The sequence below is a fragment of the Shewanella sp. 125m-7 genome (genome assembly GCF_052977045.1).
This window is the reverse complement of sequence record NZ_JBRILQ010000029.1, coordinates 24,334-39,576: the sequence shown is the minus strand read 5'-3', so window position 1 is coordinate 39,576 and position 15,243 is coordinate 24,334. Positions and strand designations below refer to the sequence as shown.

General features: G+C 45.3%; 15 protein-coding genes and 1 riboswitch. Of the genes, 10 read left to right on the top strand and 5 right to left on the bottom strand.

All coding sequences use genetic code 11. The features are described from left to right. Nucleotides 1–6: 6 nt before the first annotated feature. Nucleotides 7–924 (bottom strand): type II secretion system protein GspC, encoded by a 918-nt coding sequence (gene gspC, locus ACVBIL_RS13800; protein ID WP_447167545.1) that lies wholly within the window; start codon nucleotides 922–924, stop codon nucleotides 7–9. A gap of 273 nt (nucleotides 925–1,197) precedes the next feature. Between gspC and hslR the strand changes: the two genes are divergently transcribed. The 7 genes from hslR to ACVBIL_RS13765 all read left to right on the top strand — a co-directional run bounded on the left by hslR (nucleotide 1,198) and on the right by ACVBIL_RS13765 (nucleotide 8,260). Continuing rightward, a complete protein-coding gene (gene hslR / locus ACVBIL_RS13795; protein ID WP_447167544.1) occupies nucleotides 1,198–1,596 on the top strand; it encodes a ribosome-associated heat shock protein Hsp15 in 399 nt (132 codons plus the stop codon). Between the two features lie 39 nt (nucleotides 1,597–1,635). After that, entirely contained in the window at nucleotides 1,636–2,496 is an 861-nt protein-coding gene (gene hslO, locus ACVBIL_RS13790) for an Hsp33 family molecular chaperone HslO (protein WP_447167570.1), read from the top strand. Between the two features lie 264 nt (nucleotides 2,497–2,760). Continuing rightward, complete coding sequence (locus ACVBIL_RS13785; protein WP_447167569.1) at nucleotides 2,761–4,302, top strand: phosphoenolpyruvate carboxykinase; 1,542 nt, start codon at nucleotides 2,761–2,763, stop codon at nucleotides 4,300–4,302. Between the two features lie 334 nt (nucleotides 4,303–4,636). Continuing rightward, nucleotides 4,637–5,059: a hypothetical protein gene (locus ACVBIL_RS13780; protein ID WP_447167543.1), complete on the top strand. Its 423-nt coding sequence runs from the start codon at nucleotides 4,637–4,639 to the stop codon at nucleotides 5,057–5,059. Further along, nucleotides 5,056–5,265: a helix-turn-helix transcriptional regulator gene (locus tag ACVBIL_RS13775; protein ID WP_447167542.1), complete on the top strand. Its 210-nt coding sequence runs from the start codon at nucleotides 5,056–5,058 to the stop codon at nucleotides 5,263–5,265. The genes ACVBIL_RS13780 and ACVBIL_RS13775 overlap by 4 nt, the downstream gene beginning before the upstream one ends. 203 nt (nucleotides 5,266–5,468) lie before the next feature. After that, the gene (locus ACVBIL_RS13770; protein ID WP_447167541.1) at nucleotides 5,469–6,191 is read left to right on the top strand and encodes a helix-turn-helix domain-containing protein; all 723 of its coding nucleotides are present in this window, start codon (nucleotides 5,469–5,471) and stop codon (nucleotides 6,189–6,191) included. Between the two features lie 212 nt (nucleotides 6,192–6,403). Further along, a complete protein-coding gene (locus ACVBIL_RS13765) occupies nucleotides 6,404–8,260 on the top strand; it encodes a M14 family metallopeptidase (RefSeq protein WP_447167540.1) in 1,857 nt (618 codons plus the stop codon). A 107-nt stretch (nucleotides 8,261–8,367) separates the two neighbouring features. Here ACVBIL_RS13765 and ACVBIL_RS13760 read toward each other — a convergent pair whose 3' ends face one another. Further along, entirely contained in the window at nucleotides 8,368–9,171 is an 804-nt protein-coding gene (locus ACVBIL_RS13760; RefSeq protein ID WP_447167539.1) for a class I SAM-dependent methyltransferase, read from the bottom strand. A 47-nt stretch (nucleotides 9,172–9,218) separates the two neighbouring features. Then, a complete protein-coding gene (locus tag ACVBIL_RS13755) occupies nucleotides 9,219–9,368 on the bottom strand; it encodes a hypothetical protein (protein WP_447167538.1) in 150 nt (49 codons plus the stop codon). A gap of 323 nt (nucleotides 9,369–9,691) precedes the next feature. Between ACVBIL_RS13755 and ACVBIL_RS13750 the strand changes: the two genes are divergently transcribed. Continuing rightward, nucleotides 9,692–10,447 carry a hypothetical protein gene (locus tag ACVBIL_RS13750; protein WP_447167537.1) on the top strand — a complete coding sequence of 252 codons (756 nt, stop codon included), beginning with the start codon at nucleotides 9,692–9,694 and terminating at the stop codon, nucleotides 10,445–10,447. A gap of 158 nt (nucleotides 10,448–10,605) precedes the next feature. After that, nucleotides 10,606–11,265, top strand: coding sequence for a signal peptidase I (lepB, locus tag ACVBIL_RS13745; protein WP_447167536.1), 660 nt, complete (start codon nucleotides 10,606–10,608; stop codon nucleotides 11,263–11,265). Nucleotides 11,266–11,337: 72 nt separating this feature from the next. On the opposite strand, the gene ACVBIL_RS13740 is transcribed toward lepB, so the two are convergent. Then, nucleotides 11,338–11,646 (bottom strand): GIY-YIG nuclease family protein, encoded by a 309-nt coding sequence (locus ACVBIL_RS13740; RefSeq protein ID WP_447167535.1) that lies wholly within the window; start codon nucleotides 11,644–11,646, stop codon nucleotides 11,338–11,340. After that, a complete protein-coding gene (locus ACVBIL_RS13735) occupies nucleotides 11,646–13,820 on the bottom strand; it encodes a S9 family peptidase (RefSeq protein WP_447167534.1) in 2,175 nt (724 codons plus the stop codon). The genes ACVBIL_RS13740 and ACVBIL_RS13735 overlap by 1 nt, the downstream gene beginning before the upstream one ends. Before the next feature lie 174 nt (nucleotides 13,821–13,994). Continuing rightward, nucleotides 13,995–14,262, top strand: a riboswitch (FMN riboswitch). 163 nt (nucleotides 14,263–14,425) lie between these two features. On the opposite strand from ACVBIL_RS13735, the gene ribB reads away from it, so the two are divergent. Beyond that, nucleotides 14,426–15,064, top strand: a complete 639-nt coding sequence (gene ribB / locus ACVBIL_RS13730) for a 3,4-dihydroxy-2-butanone-4-phosphate synthase (protein WP_447167533.1) — start codon at nucleotides 14,426–14,428, stop codon at nucleotides 15,062–15,064. The last annotated feature ends 179 nt before the right edge of the window (nucleotides 15,065–15,243 follow it).

Sequence of the window (15,243 nt, the reverse complement as noted above, 5' to 3'; positions counted from 1 at the left end):
CTTAGATCACTCTGGCAGACTAAACATTATTTCGACTAACTGACCATCTCGTTCAACCATTAAGGCGACCTCGGTCATCTCAGGCAACTGCGCCATCACTTCTAGCGCCTGCCCCATATCAGTCAGATCGTAACCATTAATTGATTTGGCCAAGTCATTGGCTTTGAAACCCGCTTGCTTAAACAATTCTCTGTCTTTACCTGGGTTGAGACGATAACCACTAAGCTCTCCACCGCTTTTAACAGGGGAAATCGACAAATAATCCGTTATCTTGCCGGGATCGGCCAAAATGGCTTGTCGGGATTCACTTAACTCCGCAGCAACAGCACGGTTTTTACGATTGTCGATAATTGTACCTTTAGAGGCACTCTTGGCTTTTTGTAGCTGCTGATTAGCCGCGCCATTGGTATTATATTCTAGACCATCTAACATCAAGGTCTCATAGCGACCACTGTTAGTAATGATAATGCGATCGGCATACACCTCTTTTAGTGAGGCTGAGGTGCCTTTAATTTTGTCACCTAAGCCGTAGGTATCTTGACTACCACTCGAGGCTATAACCGCTAAGCCTTTCTTTTCGGTGGTCGAGGCCACAACACCAGTCAATTGAATAGATAGCGACGTTTTAGGCGCATCAGTAATAATTTCTTCAACCGGAGCGGCTTTAGGTTGAGCACCTGCTGCATCGGGTTGACCAAAAAGGGAGAGTTTTTGTAAGCCTAGAATGTTAACCTGGCCACTAGCATTACTTGCCACAGGAGTAGGTACCCAGCGCGTAGTAGCGGGGTTATCAGGCACCAATTTCCAAGTAATTTGTGCCAACAAATATAGAGCAATCAATAGCCCTATGCTGAACGCCGCCGTGCTGACTGGTTTTTGTGGTACTCCAGCCGCTTTAGTTAAAAACTTATCTAATAAATCCATATTTAAGTGGACCCTCTGCACAGGCCTCTGTTCTGATTATGATAATTTAGCAAATCCTGACTCATGCTAACCTACACTGCTTTTAGCAACAAGACCATAACTGCAGCAATGTTGGCGATAATTGACCGAATATGCTAACTTTACGCGCCTTAAAAGGGTGTGAAGCCTGCCACTATTTTACCAGCCGGAAAGTAAAGATTTGTATATTCCTGCTGAGCTTGTGAGCTTCCCCCTACTTTAACATAACGGGTTAACCTACTACTGGAGTCGCTCATGAACGACAACGAGCAACAAGCAATTAAAGTAAGGCTTGATAAATGGCTCTGGGCTGCACGCTTTTATAAAACGCGTGCCATCTCAAAAGAGATGATTAATGGTGGTAAAGTGCACTATAACGGCCAACGTACAAAATCGAGCAAATATGCGGAACTTGGCGCCACCATTAGATTACGACAAGGCTATGACGACAAAGAGATTGTCATAGTCAAGTTGTCAGAACACCGTCAGCAAGGGGCAGTAGCACAAACCCTTTATGAAGAAACACCGCAAAGCATAGCAAAACGAGAAACTTATGCTGAGCAGAGACGTTTAAATATTCTTAATAACCCCGCTCCCGATCAGAAGCCGGATAAGAAACAACGTCGCCAGATTATGCGCTTTAAAGAAAGCTAAAAATTGGAAAACGAAATGAACGAACAAATGAACGAACAGATGAACAAAGACACTTTATATCGTTACCTTTTTGATAACGCGAGTGTACGTGGTGAATTGGTACAACTAGAAAGCAGTTACCAAGAGGTACTTGCTGCACACGAATACCCATTAGCGATCCAAAAAGTTTTGGGCGAACTAATGGCTTCGACTTCGTTATTGACTGCTACGCTGAAATTTAGCGGAGATATCAGCATTCAGCTGCAAGGCAATGGGCCGGTATCATTAGCCGTAATTAACGGCAACAATCTACAACAGCTTCGCGGCGTATCACGCTGGGACGGCGAGATACACGACGACGCGAACCTTGAGCAGATGTTTGGTAAAGGTTACATGGTTATCACGCTAACCCCGAGTGACGGCGAGCGTTACCAAGGCGTTGTTGCGCTAGACAAAGAAACCCTAGCGCAATGTTTAGAAGGTTACTTCGAGCAATCTGAGCAGCTACCGACTAAGATCAAACTGTTTGCTGACACAAAACAAGCTGCTGGTATATTCTTGCAAGTATTGCCAACTGACGGCAACCACAATGAAGAGTTTGAGCACCTATCAGTATTAACTGAGACCGTTAAACAAGAAGAGATGTTTACGCTTGAAGCGGAAGAGATATTGCACCGTCTATATCACGAAGAAGAAGTGCATTTATTTGAGCCTGTGGCAGTAACGTTTAAATGTACCTGCTCAAAAGAGCGCAGTGCAAAAGCCATTCGCACCGTAGCAAAAGCAGAGATTGATTCAATTATTGCCGAACAGGGCCAAATTGAAATGGGCTGTGAATACTGTAATAGCAAGTACATCTTCGACTCTATTGATGTTGAAGCCATCTATGCTGATGCACCAAGTAACAATATCACTCAATAAATACCGTTGAGCTTACGCGTTTAAACAACCAATTAAAGGTGCTCTAGGAGCACCTTTTTTATATTCAAAATTAAGTCTAATTCCGTCAATTTCATTTTAACTAGCCTATAGAAATGTCAACAAAAAACACTCCAAAATCACTTTTTGTCATTTTTTTTGATCTAGAGCACACATTCATATCTGCATAAGTTACAATCGCCCATAAATAAAGCTGGCGTAATAGATCAGCACACAATGATAACCTCACAGATGGAGACCTTACCTATGGCGGATGGTTCAAACCGCGAGTACCTTAACCTTTCAACAGGCCAATTAGTCGAACTTGCGTTAGCACGTGGGGAAGGCGAATTGACCGCAAATGGTGCTTTAGTTGCAAAGACTGGCGAACGCTCAGGCCGTTCTCCTAATGACCGCTTTATCGTTAAAGAGCCAAGCTCTGAAGCAGATATCGAATGGGGCCCAGTCAACAAGCCTTTCGAAGCCGATGCTTTTACTGCGCTTTGGAACCGAGTTGCAGATTATCTTGGTGATAAAGACACCTTTGTTTCGAACCTAGAAGTCGGCGCAAGCAAAGAGCACTATCAACCTGTCAGAGTCACCACTCAGTATGCATGGCACCAACTGTTTGCTCGTAACTTATTTATCGTACCTGAAGAGTTTAATGCCGCTGACAAGCCGGTATGGCAGATCATGAATGCACCTGATTTCGAGTGTGTTCCTGAGCGCGATGGTACCCATTCTGATGCCACCGTTATTTTAAATTTTGCCGAACGCAAGGTCCTGCTAGCAGGCCTTAAGTATGCAGGCGAAATGAAAAAATCGATGTTCTCTGTACAGAACTTCCTACTGCCCGCTAAAGGCGTACTGCCGATGCATTGCTCTGCAAACGTTGGCAACGATGGCGATACCACACTGTTTTTCGGTCTATCGGGTACAGGTAAAACGACCCTTTCAGCCGATCCTAAGCGCTTCTTAATCGGTGATGATGAACACGGCTGGGCACCCGGTGGCGTATTCAACATCGAAGGCGGTTGCTACGCAAAGTGTATCGATCTAAGCCAGAAAAATGAGCCTGTTATTTGGGATGCGATTCGTTTCGGTACCGTGCTTGAGAACGTAGTCACCGATGAGAATCGTGTACCTGATTACACTAACTCAACATTGACTGAAAATACCCGTGCAGCATATCCACTGGAGCATATCGCACAGCGCAAGCTGGATAACTGCGGCGCAGAGCCACATGCCGTTGTGTTCTTAACGTGTGATGTATCAGGCGTTCTACCGCCAGTATCTAAGCTAACCAAGGAGCAAGCGGCTTATCACTTCTTGTCGGGTTATACCGCTAAAGTAGGTTCTACTGAGATGGGCTCAACTGCCGCTATTCAGTCAACTTTCTCAACCTGTTTTGGTGCGCCATTCTTCCCGCGCCCAGCAGGTGTTTACGCTGAGCTACTGATGAAGCGTATCGAGTCTTTCGGTAGTCAAGTTTATCTGGTTAACACAGGCTGGACTGGCGGCCCACACGGTATCGGTAAGCGTTTTGACATTCCAACCACTCGCGCCATTGTCGATGCCATCGTGTCTGGTGAGCTAAAAGACGTTGAAACTGAGTACTTAGAGAAACTAAACCTACATGTACCCGTAGCTATTCCTGGCGTAGACAGCAAGCTACTCAACCCGGTCAATACATGGGAAGACAAAGCTAAATATGCTGAGTTCGCGCAACATCTTGCTGAAAGCTTTAAGGCTAACTTCGAGAAGTATCAGGTACCAGACTCAATCAAGAATGCCGGCCCTAACGCTTAAAGCGTAATGGCAAGTACTCTGTGCTAGATGTAAGTGAAAAATGAGCGATAAAGTGATGGTAAGAATGAGCCATTTACGCTCACGTTAAATGTTTAGCCCATAAAATCCCAGCCGATGCTGGGATTTTTTTTGCCCAATCCCCTGCAACATAACTACTTATAAGTTAACTAAAACATCAATTATACCGAGTTCGTTCCGGACTAAACCATGTAAAGCCAAGCAAACTTAAAGTAAAGCCAGCTTGACTTCTCGTAATCAAAGCGCTAGTTTTCAAGTCAAGCAGACTTTACATCAATAACGTTAATACCAACCCAATACACAAGGAACTGTAATTATGAGAATCATCGAAGCGATATGCGCCAAAGGTTTGCCAAAACGCGACCTTAAAAATGCCAATAGAGTGAATCTACTTGCGCTATTTTGGGCACTCACATTAATGATAAGCACCTTGTTAAGTGAGCATGAATTACTCAACAGCGGCTTGTTAATCACCTTAGCATTTTCCATACACACACTTATCGGTATTGCCATGTTGGTATCTTATCGACATTTTCTAGTGCAGCTCGATGAGATGGAGCGCAAGGTTCAGCTCGACGCGTTAGCGTTGTCGGTTGGCGTCGCCATTATTAGCTTTTCCAGCTATTCAATACTAGAAAATAGCGCTATTGTGCCGCCACTCAATGCCGCATACCTGATTGCGTTAATCGCAGTGACCTATATGGTGGGCATAATTAAAGGAAGGATTAATTACCGATGAAAAACCGTCTAAAAGTGCTCAGAGCTGAGCGCGACTGGACTCAGGCGGACTTAGCAGAAAAACTCGAAGTTTCACGTCAGACCATTAACGCCATAGAAAAGGGCAAATATGACCCGAGTTTACCGTTAGCCTTTAAAGTCGCCCGCTTATTTGCAATGCCAATAGAAGCCATCTTTGAGGACGAAACTGAAGTCGTCATAAACTAAAAACACTTTGCTTTATGACAATCCTTAGCTTCATTTACAAAGAATCAATTCGGGCTTGATACCATTATCAAGCCCACCTCTCCCACTAGTCAATATTCCTTGGTATGCTTTAATATTCATCTTCATATTTATCCGTGAATACCCAAGAGTAGTCACTGTTTAAACAGTAGATTTTATCAGCACGGATAACAAAGGATTGATATATGACATTAGGACAACAGATAAAGCAGTGCCGTACGGTACGTGGTTTCAGCCAGCCTGAACTTGCTGAAATGGTTGGGATCGAACAATCTTACCTTTCTAAGTTAGAAAACGATAAGTCCATACCATCGAATGAGGTATTTAGAAGCCTATTAAATGCCTTATCTATCAGTATCAGCGAATTCCTCGAAACGATTGATAGCGACAAACACCGACAACAACTCAATCAAATTCCAGATTTAGAAGCCTTTTTATCTCAGAAAGAGCATCTAAACCTGCGCTCATTACGACGTTTTCTCTACATTGCATCTGCCTTGATAATTCTAGGCATTAGCACTTTTTATGCAGGTTTTAGTAAACAGCTTTTCTCAGAGAAGCAGTATCAATACCAATCTTTAGGAGTGGTATTACCTAGCGAACCATTAGATATCTTTTCCTCCTGGAGGCGCAGTATTGACTCTAGTGCGGCTAATAGTCGTTCAATCATAGAAAATAAAAGCATTGAAATGACGATGCGCAGCGACAGCTTATTTTTACTCACTACAGACCATAAAACCCAAAGTTTTAGTGTCGATGTTGAAGGCGGCAAGCGACTGTATTTTTTAGATAAGGTGTTAACTATCTCAAGACCGATTAACGCTTGGTTACAACTGTTTGGGGTACTATTTTTTACCTCAGGCATTGTGAGCTTTGCCCTTGAAAGAAGATTATATAAGCTACAGTAAATCTAGACTAAACCTAGCTGTTGTACGCCTCAGCAGCTGGGCTTCATCCGCCAAGATTTAATCTATACGCCTCCTCATTGCGCTAAACAGCTACAACCATTATCACTCATGCATATTTAGACACAGTTCCCCTGTTGCACTTGTCATCCATTTGAGGAAAGATAACCGCCTAATAATAATTAAAAACAGATCTTAAGATTGGGTACCCTACCATGCGCTTAACTCCCTTATCAGCTATCGCCTTATTGGCTGTCAGCACGAGTAACTTCAGCCTTGCGGCTAACCAAGCCAGCAGCCACGACCATGCTGCATCTCCTCAATTAGCCACCACCTATATCAACGATGGGATATTGCCACCCATCATGCCTTGGCATGGCGATAGCGAGTCTTTACTCGTGGCGGCAGATGCCGATTGGGCGACACCCTTTGAACAGAATGGTCTTAAAACCAGCCCTAGCTATGACGAAACCTTTGCCTGGTTAGACAAACTCATTAGCCAAAGCGATATGCTGAAAAAAGTCAGCATTGGACAGAGTCCGCAGGGGCGTGAGATCTGGATGATTGTCGCCTCAAAAGAGGGTGCTGATGATGCAGCAAGCTTATCAAGCAACAACAAGCCTACTTTACTGGTGCAGGCAGGGATCCACTCTGGCGAAATTGACGGTAAAGATGCAGGCATGATGTTGCTACGCGATATCGTGTTTAACGGTAAAGCTGAGCTACTCGATAAGGCCAACTTACTCTTTGTGCCTATTTTCAGTGTCGATGGTCACGAACGCTCAAGCGAATACAACCGGGTGAATCAAAGAGGTCCGGTTAATATGGGCTGGCGCACTACAGCGCAAAACTTAAATCTAAATCGAGATTACGCCAAAGCCGACACCCCAGAGATGCAGCATATGCTACGGGCGATCAATATTTGGCAGCCAGACTTGTATATCGACGTCCACGTTACCGACGGCATCGACTACCAATACGATGTGACTTTTGGCTACAACTTAGCCCAAGGACAAAGCCCAGCGATCTACAACTGGCTAGAAAATAGCTACCGCCCCGCCATAGAGTCATCATTGACCGAGCAAGGACATGTGCCTGGACCATTAGTATTTGCGATAGATAATGCAGACATCACCAAAGGCATGTCATTGTGGAACGCTAGCCCACGCTTTTCTAACGGTTATGGTGATGCGCGTCATCTGCCGACTATTTTAATAGAAAATCACAGCTTAAAACCCTTTAAACAACGGGTACTCGGCACCTATGTGTTGCTCGAATCCAGCCTTAAAGCCATTGCCAACGATAGCACCAAGCTGAAATCGGCGATTCAGCAGGACAGGTATCGCTACTCACCTAGAGTCACCTTAACTTGGCAACAGGAGCAGCAAGCACAGGGCTGGGACTTTAAAGGTATTGGCTACACGCTAGAGCAGAGCGCTATTAGTGGTAACGATATCGTGCGCTGGAACGGTGAGCCTAAACTATATGCCAACCTGCCTGTCGTTGGCGGCACGAAAGCCGATATCAAGGTTAACCGCCCTGATGCCTATTACATTCCACCACAGTGGCAAGAGGTTATCGAGCGTTTAAGTGTTCACGGTATTCGCATGACGACACTAAGCAAACCAACAGAACTCACGCTACAACAATATCAATTTGCCGAGCCAAGCTTTGCCAATAATGATTATGAGGGGCGCCAACGTATAAAGGCGGTAGTCTCTAGCCAGGCTATAGACGCCCAGCTACCTGCTGGTACCGTTCGCATCGATACAAAGCAGCCTTTAGGCGATCTCGCTATATTGCTACTTGAGCCACAATCACCCGACTCCCTGTTCCAGTGGGGATTTTTCAATCCGATATTTACTCGTACCGAATATATTGAAAACTATGCCGTAGAACCACTCGCCGCGCAGATGCTAAAGGATGATCCCGCTCTGCAGGCTGAGTTTGATAAGGCACTTAACGACCCTGAGTTTGCCGCAAACCCCAAGGCAAGGTTACGCTGGTTCTATGAGCGAAGCCCATACTTTGATAATCAATACCTTAAGTACCCAGTGCTAAGAGGCCAGTAATTCAGCCGCTCTAGTATTCAAGCATATGAAAACAGCGCCTCTTGGCGCTGTTTTTACTTCAAAAAGCGTGCCTAACACCTTTACCGATAAGGTATTTACCGCCGTTTTTAGCGCTTTTTAGTCGCAGATATCGCGTAGGTTAATGGCAGGCGTTGACCTTTTTGCTCGACAAAATAACGTTGTCGCTGCTCAGAACCTTGAGGCAATTCCACTTCGACCAATTCTTCAGTTAAGCCCTCGAAACAGTTATAGGGGCTAAAGGGGAATTCATCGAACGAGTTAATTTCTAGCCCTGCTTTGATCAGCGCGTTGATCACATCAGACAACGAGTGCGACCAACTCATAAAGGTATGGGTATCGTCATTAGCGTTCTCGGTATAGGTCACTTCATCTTCTACATCGGGCGCATCTTGATGAAAATAGCTATAGCCCTCAAACACTGCCTGCGCTGGGTGGAACTCCACCATATAAAACTGGCCACCAGCCACCAACTTGCTCGCTATTATTTGCGCCCACTTATCGAGATCCGGTAGCCATACAATTGCACCATATGATGTAAAAACCAGATCAAACTGTTGGCTTATGCTTTCAGCCACGCTATACACATCACTACAAATAAACTGCGCGTTTAGCTTAGTCTGCTCAGCGAGTGACTGCGCTTGAGTAATCGCGGCGGGCGATAGATCGACACCGGTAACATTGGCGCCCATGCGTGCCCACGACAAGGTATCTAGGCCAAAGTGACATTGAAGATGCAGTAGATTTTTACCTTTCACCTCTAAATTAGCCAGCTCTATCTCTTGCAGTGAACTCTTACCCGCAAGAAAACCTGCGACATCATAAAACGCTGAAGTAACGTGGGTCTGTACACGCCTATCCCAACCTTGCTGGTTAACTGATAAATAATCCATTTCTGTTTCCCTACATGATTTTATATTCTAGATTCTAGGCTCGTGTATTAGCAGGCCCTAGGTTCGAGTGCCACTTGCATTAATAACTGCTCATCTTGATATTGACTCCACAAGACGCCGTGAACTCGTCCATGAGGGCTTAACCGCTGCATCCATGCTGCAGATACTTGCTCCCTAAATACCAAACTGATCTTCATTAGAGTGCTGCCATTGACCCTATATTTAATGCAGCGGGTACAGTTCTAGGTTCTAGGTTCTAGGTTCTAGGTTCTAGGTTCTAGGTTCTTCACTATTGTTAACCAAGCGTTTGAGTAAATTCACTAATAATTAGCTTTTTACTCTCAGTGTATAAGTAAATTCACCACCCAAAACCCAACAACATAAAGATAACATAACCAAAACAATTAGATACTGTACTGGCACGTTTTCTGCTTATTCACTGCTAGACAACATTACCAAGCAGCTTAGTAAAAGCTGAACTTAGATCTTAAGATCTGAATAATAAAAGGAAGTTAATCCCATGAAATCAACCTCGACTCTGCTTGCCACCGTTATTGCTATTTCTCTTTCTGGTTGCATCATCAATGTTAACGGCGCTAGCGCAGGGCCACTAAACCACCAAAAGAAACAACTTCAAATTGATGCCACGCAGATTGATACCTTGGTCGCTGAAACGGGCGCTGGCGATCTCAACATCCAAGGGGTCGAAGGCCTAACACAAATTATGGTTAGCGCAGATATCTACAGCTATGGCGATATAGAAAGCAACCTCAGTCTCGAACAAAATGGCACTAAGGTCACTCTGATTGCAAACTTCGATAGCAGCATTAACTTTCAGCGCTCCCCCTATATCGACCTTACGATTCAAGTTCCTAGCAGCATGATGCTAGACATTGATGATAGCTCGGGTGATATCGAAATCAAGAATGTCTCTGCAAATATCAAAGTAGATGATGGCTCTGGCGATATGTGGATAAAGGGCGGTAAAGACCTTGATATTCAAGATGGTTCCGGCTCTGTTGATATCAGTAACACCACTGGCAAGCTCACCTTAGAAGACGGCTCGGGTTCTATAACGTTATCTGATATTGGCGGCGATACCCATATCGATGATGGTTCAGGTGACTTAAGCGTGCACAACGTTAACGGCCGCGTAGTGATTGATGACGGTTCGGGTGATATCGATGTCGACAATACCCTAGGTTTAAGCATTATCGAATCTGGCTCTGGCGATCTTAGCGTTGATAACATCAACGGCGCTGTCAGCATGCACTAATACCTATCCATATAAAGATACCTCTACGTATTAAGCACTTCGATAGAGGCAATACCTTCCCGGCGCAGGCACTGCGATCTGCTAGACAGATTTAGCCTTACTGTTTAGCAGATCCCAGTGCCCTGCCCACCTAATGACATAATCAAAGGAATTGATTGATGAACAAACTAAAACAGCTTTGGAAAAATAACCGTCAGTTAGTGATTTTCATTGTGTTAATGTCTGTTTTTAGAAGTGCTGTCGCAGACTGGTACTCAGTGCCCACAGGATCGATGCAGCCCACCATCAAAGAAGGTGACCGTATTGTGGTGGATAAAATGGCCTATGATTTACGCTTGCCCTTTACTCAAATCTCATTAGCCACAATAGGCGAGCCAGAGCGTGGTGACATCGTTGTGTTTGAATCAACCGCTGCCAATAAACGCTTAATCAAACGCGTTATCGGCCTACCCGGTGACGCGGTAAGTTTGCGCAACGAAGTGCTATATATTAATGACGAAGCATTAGCTTATTCAGTGGTATCTGAAAACCATCAAGAGTTAATTGCCAAAGAAGACCTCAACGGCTTATCCCATAACATCCGGATTGAAAAGGATGCCAGCGACCAGTTAAGTAGCTTAGAAACGGTAACGGTACCCGAAGGGCATTATATGGTGATGGGCGATAACCGCCGTAACAGCGCCGATTCACGGGTATATGGCTTTGTACCCAGAAGCGAACTTAAAGGTAAGGCGACTAGCGTGGTATTTTCACTGGATTATGAAGACCACTATATTCCTCGTGAAGACCGATTTTTTACTGGCCTTTATACCGAGTAAACAAAGCTAACCTAGCCAGCGAATGGCGTAACTTCTGAGTGGTTACTCTGTAAGTCGTTACGCCATAAATCCTTAACCTACTGTGTCAATCAAGGCCAGCTTCTTCGCTCTTGGCCACTTCTTTAACGCTATCTCTCGCTTAAGCGCATCGGAGTGGCTGCCCACAGTTTCAAAGTAAGCTAGAGTCAGCGGCCCTTTTCCTCGAAGAAACTTAGCCGACTTAGCACTGCCGCTCTGATGCTCGCTAAAGCGGCGTGCCACATCTGTGGTCACGCCCGTATAGAGCTGGCCCTTGGCGCAACGCACCATATACAAATACCACAGCTGCGGTTTGGCCTTTTTAGGCTCTGTACCGTCTGGCATATGGATAGCTTCAGCCATTAACGACTAGTATCCTCTGCCATTTCGCCTTGTTGAGTCGCCTTACCATCTAATCCTAGCAAACCGATAAAGAAGGCATACTCTTTAGCCGTATCCTCATACTGGCGATAGCGGCCACTCTTGCCACCGTGCCCTGCTTCCATATCGGTATCGAACAGCAACATATTAGCGTCTGTCTTCACCTCACGTAGCTTGGCTACCCACTTTGCAGGCTCAAAGTACTGTACTTGTGAGTCATGTAACCCTGTTGTCACTAGCAGATGCGGGTAGGCTTGCGCGCTAATATTGTCGTAAGGGGCATAGCTGAGCATATAGTCAAAATAGACTTTCTCATTCGGGTTACCCCACTCATCATATTCATTGGTGGTGAGCGGAATCGACTCATCAAGCATGGTGGTCACCACATCGACAAACGGCACATGGGCCGCCACGGCAAAGTAACGCTCCGGTGCCTGATTGATCACGCCACCCATAAGCAGACCACCCGCACTGCCACCAGCAGCAACCACTTTATCTTTTGCGCCGTAACCTTGCTCGGTCAGTGCCTTAGTCACATCGACAAAATCATTAAAGCTATTTTGCTTATTGAGCATTCTGCCGTCGTCATACCAGGCTCTGCCAAGCATTTCTGAACCTCGTACGTGGGCGATAGCATAAACCACACCACGGTCGAGCAAGCTTAGCGCTGATGAGCTAAAGTCTGGCTCTACCGTATAACCGTAGGATCCGTAGCCATACTGATACAGTGGGTTAGTACCATCTTTATTAAACTTATCTTTGCGATACACTAAGGTTACTGGCACCTCTTTACCGTCACGAGCCTCGATAAAAAGCCGCTCAGCCTGATAGTCATCGGCATCAAACTCACCCAGCACTTTTTCTTGCTTAAGCAGTTGGCGCTCATTTGGCTGAGTTAACGCATACTCATACACAGATTCAGGCGTGGTCGGGCTTGAATAGTATATTCGCAGCTTGTCGCTCTGCTGACTGGCATTAACATCGAAGCCGACAACATAAGCGGGATCGTTAAAGGCTAATTCAAACTCGGCTTGGTCATTAAACGGATACACGCGAATATGGCTAATGCCTCGCTCGCGTGTTTGCACCACCATGTAGTCACTAAGCAGCAATACATCTTCTATGCGGGAGTTTAAGTCATGGGCTATCACATCTTGCCACGCACTCTTATCTGCAGCCTGGCTAATCGCCACCTTCATCAAGCGAAAGTTGCTTGCCTGCCAGTTCGTCAGAATGTAATAGCTGTCGCCTAACTTAGATACCGAATACTCATGACCCTCTTCTCGCGGCAATACTGGCGCAAATTGTGTGAGTGGCTGACTGGCATCTAACATGCTCACTTCACTGGTAACGGTACTTTCGGCATGTAACACAATCACTGACTCATCGAGAGACTTACCTAAGCTGATGTAGAAAGTATCATCCTGCTCTTCATACACTAAGACATCATCAGCCTGACTGGTACCGAGTTTATGACGGAACACCTGATAGCCAAGTAGCGTTTGTGGGTCTTTGGCAATATAGAACAGGTGCTGATTGTCGTTTGCCCACACCACAGCGCCATCGGTGCCCTCAAGCTTATCGGCCATCAATTCGCCAGTGATGAGATCTTTAAAGTACAAGCTGTAGATACGACGGCTTAATAGGTCTTCAGCAAATACCAGCTTGGTTTCATCTGGGCTCACCGATACGCCGCCCAAGCCATAAAAGTCTTTGCTCTCGGCGCGAAGATTCACATCTAATAAGATTTGCTCTTGCTGGCTGTCTAACGCTGTTTTACGCGCAATAACCGGGTATTCAAACCCTTGCTTGTAATAGCGGTAATACCAATGGTTATGCCAGAAGTACGGCACACTCGACTCATCCTTATCGAGTCGCCCCACCAGCTCATCAAACAAACGCTGCTTAAGTCCGTCAAAGGGCTTGAACTGCTCTTTGGTATAGCTGTTTTCAGCATTTAGATGCGCGATCACCTTGGCATCTTTACGCTCATCGTCTCGCATCCAGTAATAGTCATCGACGCGAGTGACGCCATGCAGCGTCATTGTGTGGGGTACTTTGTCAGCTTTAGGAGCTTCAACAGGTTTTTTTGAGGTCATATTATTACATCCAAATAGCAATATAGCGCTAAGTGTGAGAGCTGAAATCAATTTCATCTAACGCATCCTTGTGCATTCTCAATCGGTATTATTTGTGTCTTTTGCTGGAAATCCGCTAGTTTTTTGCGCTATCTCGCCATTTTTGCGGCCCAGCTTGTCATTTTACATAAATAGGGGCAACATAACGCCACTTGGCTAATTTGTTAATCAATTCATTAATCATTAGCCAAGAATAATTCTCAGGGCGGGGTGAAACTCCCCACCGGCGGTAAGTTGTGCTGTGAGTATAAATCGCAGTATAAAAGCCCGCGAGCGCCTAGTTTAGGCTATTTAATATCAATAAAAATAGCGCAAAGATTAACTAGGGTCAGCAGATCTGGTAAACAGACTTTACCTATGACGCCTGTCATCGATGAGGTTGCACCTACTCCAGAGCCGACGGTAATGAGTACTGATTAACGATATTCAGTACACTGAGTCCGGATGAAAGAGAATATAAGAATAAGCGAGTGATCCGTTAAGCCTTACAGGCTTTGTGGCGCACTTCGCGCAGCTCTTATTATGCACATCAACTAATGTCGATATTTTGGCTTAGGCTATGTGCCATTTTCTGTACGCCCTGATTCTGGCCAACCCAATGTCGTATTTTAAGGATGTTATCCATGAATCAGTCTTTACTTGCCCCTTATGGCAATGCAATCGAACGTGTAAATGCAGCACTAACCGCACTACGCCAAGGCAAAGGTGTGTTAGTTGTTGATGATGAAGATCGTGAAAACGAAGGCGATCTTATTTACTCGGCGGAAACTCTTACCAATGAACAGATGGCACTGCTTATTCGCGAATGCAGCGGTATCGTTTGTCTCTGCCTAACCGATGAACGTATCGAGCAGTTACAACTCCCTCCAATGGTGAGTGACAACAATAGCCAATATGGCACCGCGTTTACCGTGAGTATCGAGGCTAAAGAAGGCGTGACCACGGGGGTTTCAGCCGCTGACCGTGTCACCACTATCAAAGCAGCGATTGCCGATAACGCTAAGCCTGATGACTTAGCACGCCCAGGTCATGTTTACCCTCTACGTGCTCGCCCAGGTGGAGTATTAGAGCGCCGCGGTCATACCGAAGGCACGGTTGATCTGATGAAGCTTGCAGGCCTTAAGCCTTATGGCGTGCTGTGTGAAGTCACACTTGTCGATGGCACTATGGCTCGTCTGCCTGAAATCATTGAGTTTGGTCAGCAACACGATATGCCGGTACTGACTATCGAAGATATTGTGGCCTACCGTAATACTCAATAATACCCTAGCGCATTAATACAAATACGCTAACATAAATGCACGCATACAAACGCATTAATACCAGCGCATTAATCCAGGCAGTCACCTAATAAGTGGCTGTCTTTATAAGAGTTAATCGTCATCAAGAAGCATTATGTATATTAAATACATAATCAAACTCATTGATTAGTGACACCTTT

Coding starts and splice junctions, on each gene's coding strand:
- ACVBIL_RS13755 (WP_447167538.1), bottom strand. CDS start 9,368: ATGAAGATCAGTTTGGTATTTAGGGAGCAAGTATCTGCAGCATGGATG.
- ACVBIL_RS13785 (WP_447167569.1), top strand. CDS start 2,761: ATGGCGGATGGTTCAAACCGCGAGTACCTTAACCTTTCAACAGGCCAA.
- hslO (WP_447167570.1), top strand. CDS start 1,636: ATGAACAAAGACACTTTATATCGTTACCTTTTTGATAACGCGAGTGTA.
- ACVBIL_RS13735 (WP_447167534.1), bottom strand. CDS start 13,820: ATGAAATTGATTTCAGCTCTCACACTTAGCGCTATATTGCTATTTGGA.
- ACVBIL_RS13740 (WP_447167535.1), bottom strand. CDS start 11,646: ATGGCTGAAGCTATCCATATGCCAGACGGTACAGAGCCTAAAAAGGCC.
- ribB (WP_447167533.1), top strand. CDS start 14,426: ATGAATCAGTCTTTACTTGCCCCTTATGGCAATGCAATCGAACGTGTA.
- ACVBIL_RS13765 (WP_447167540.1), top strand. CDS start 6,404: ATGCGCTTAACTCCCTTATCAGCTATCGCCTTATTGGCTGTCAGCACG.
- hslR (WP_447167544.1), top strand. CDS start 1,198: ATGAACGACAACGAGCAACAAGCAATTAAAGTAAGGCTTGATAAATGG.
- ACVBIL_RS13775 (WP_447167542.1), top strand. CDS start 5,056: ATGAAAAACCGTCTAAAAGTGCTCAGAGCTGAGCGCGACTGGACTCAG.
- ACVBIL_RS13750 (WP_447167537.1), top strand. CDS start 9,692: ATGAAATCAACCTCGACTCTGCTTGCCACCGTTATTGCTATTTCTCTT.
- lepB (WP_447167536.1), top strand. CDS start 10,606: ATGAACAAACTAAAACAGCTTTGGAAAAATAACCGTCAGTTAGTGATT.
- gspC (WP_447167545.1), bottom strand. CDS start 924: ATGGATTTATTAGATAAGTTTTTAACTAAAGCGGCTGGAGTACCACAA.
- ACVBIL_RS13760 (WP_447167539.1), bottom strand. CDS start 9,171: ATGGATTATTTATCAGTTAACCAGCAAGGTTGGGATAGGCGTGTACAG.
- ACVBIL_RS13770 (WP_447167541.1), top strand. CDS start 5,469: ATGACATTAGGACAACAGATAAAGCAGTGCCGTACGGTACGTGGTTTC.
- ACVBIL_RS13780 (WP_447167543.1), top strand. CDS start 4,637: ATGAGAATCATCGAAGCGATATGCGCCAAAGGTTTGCCAAAACGCGAC.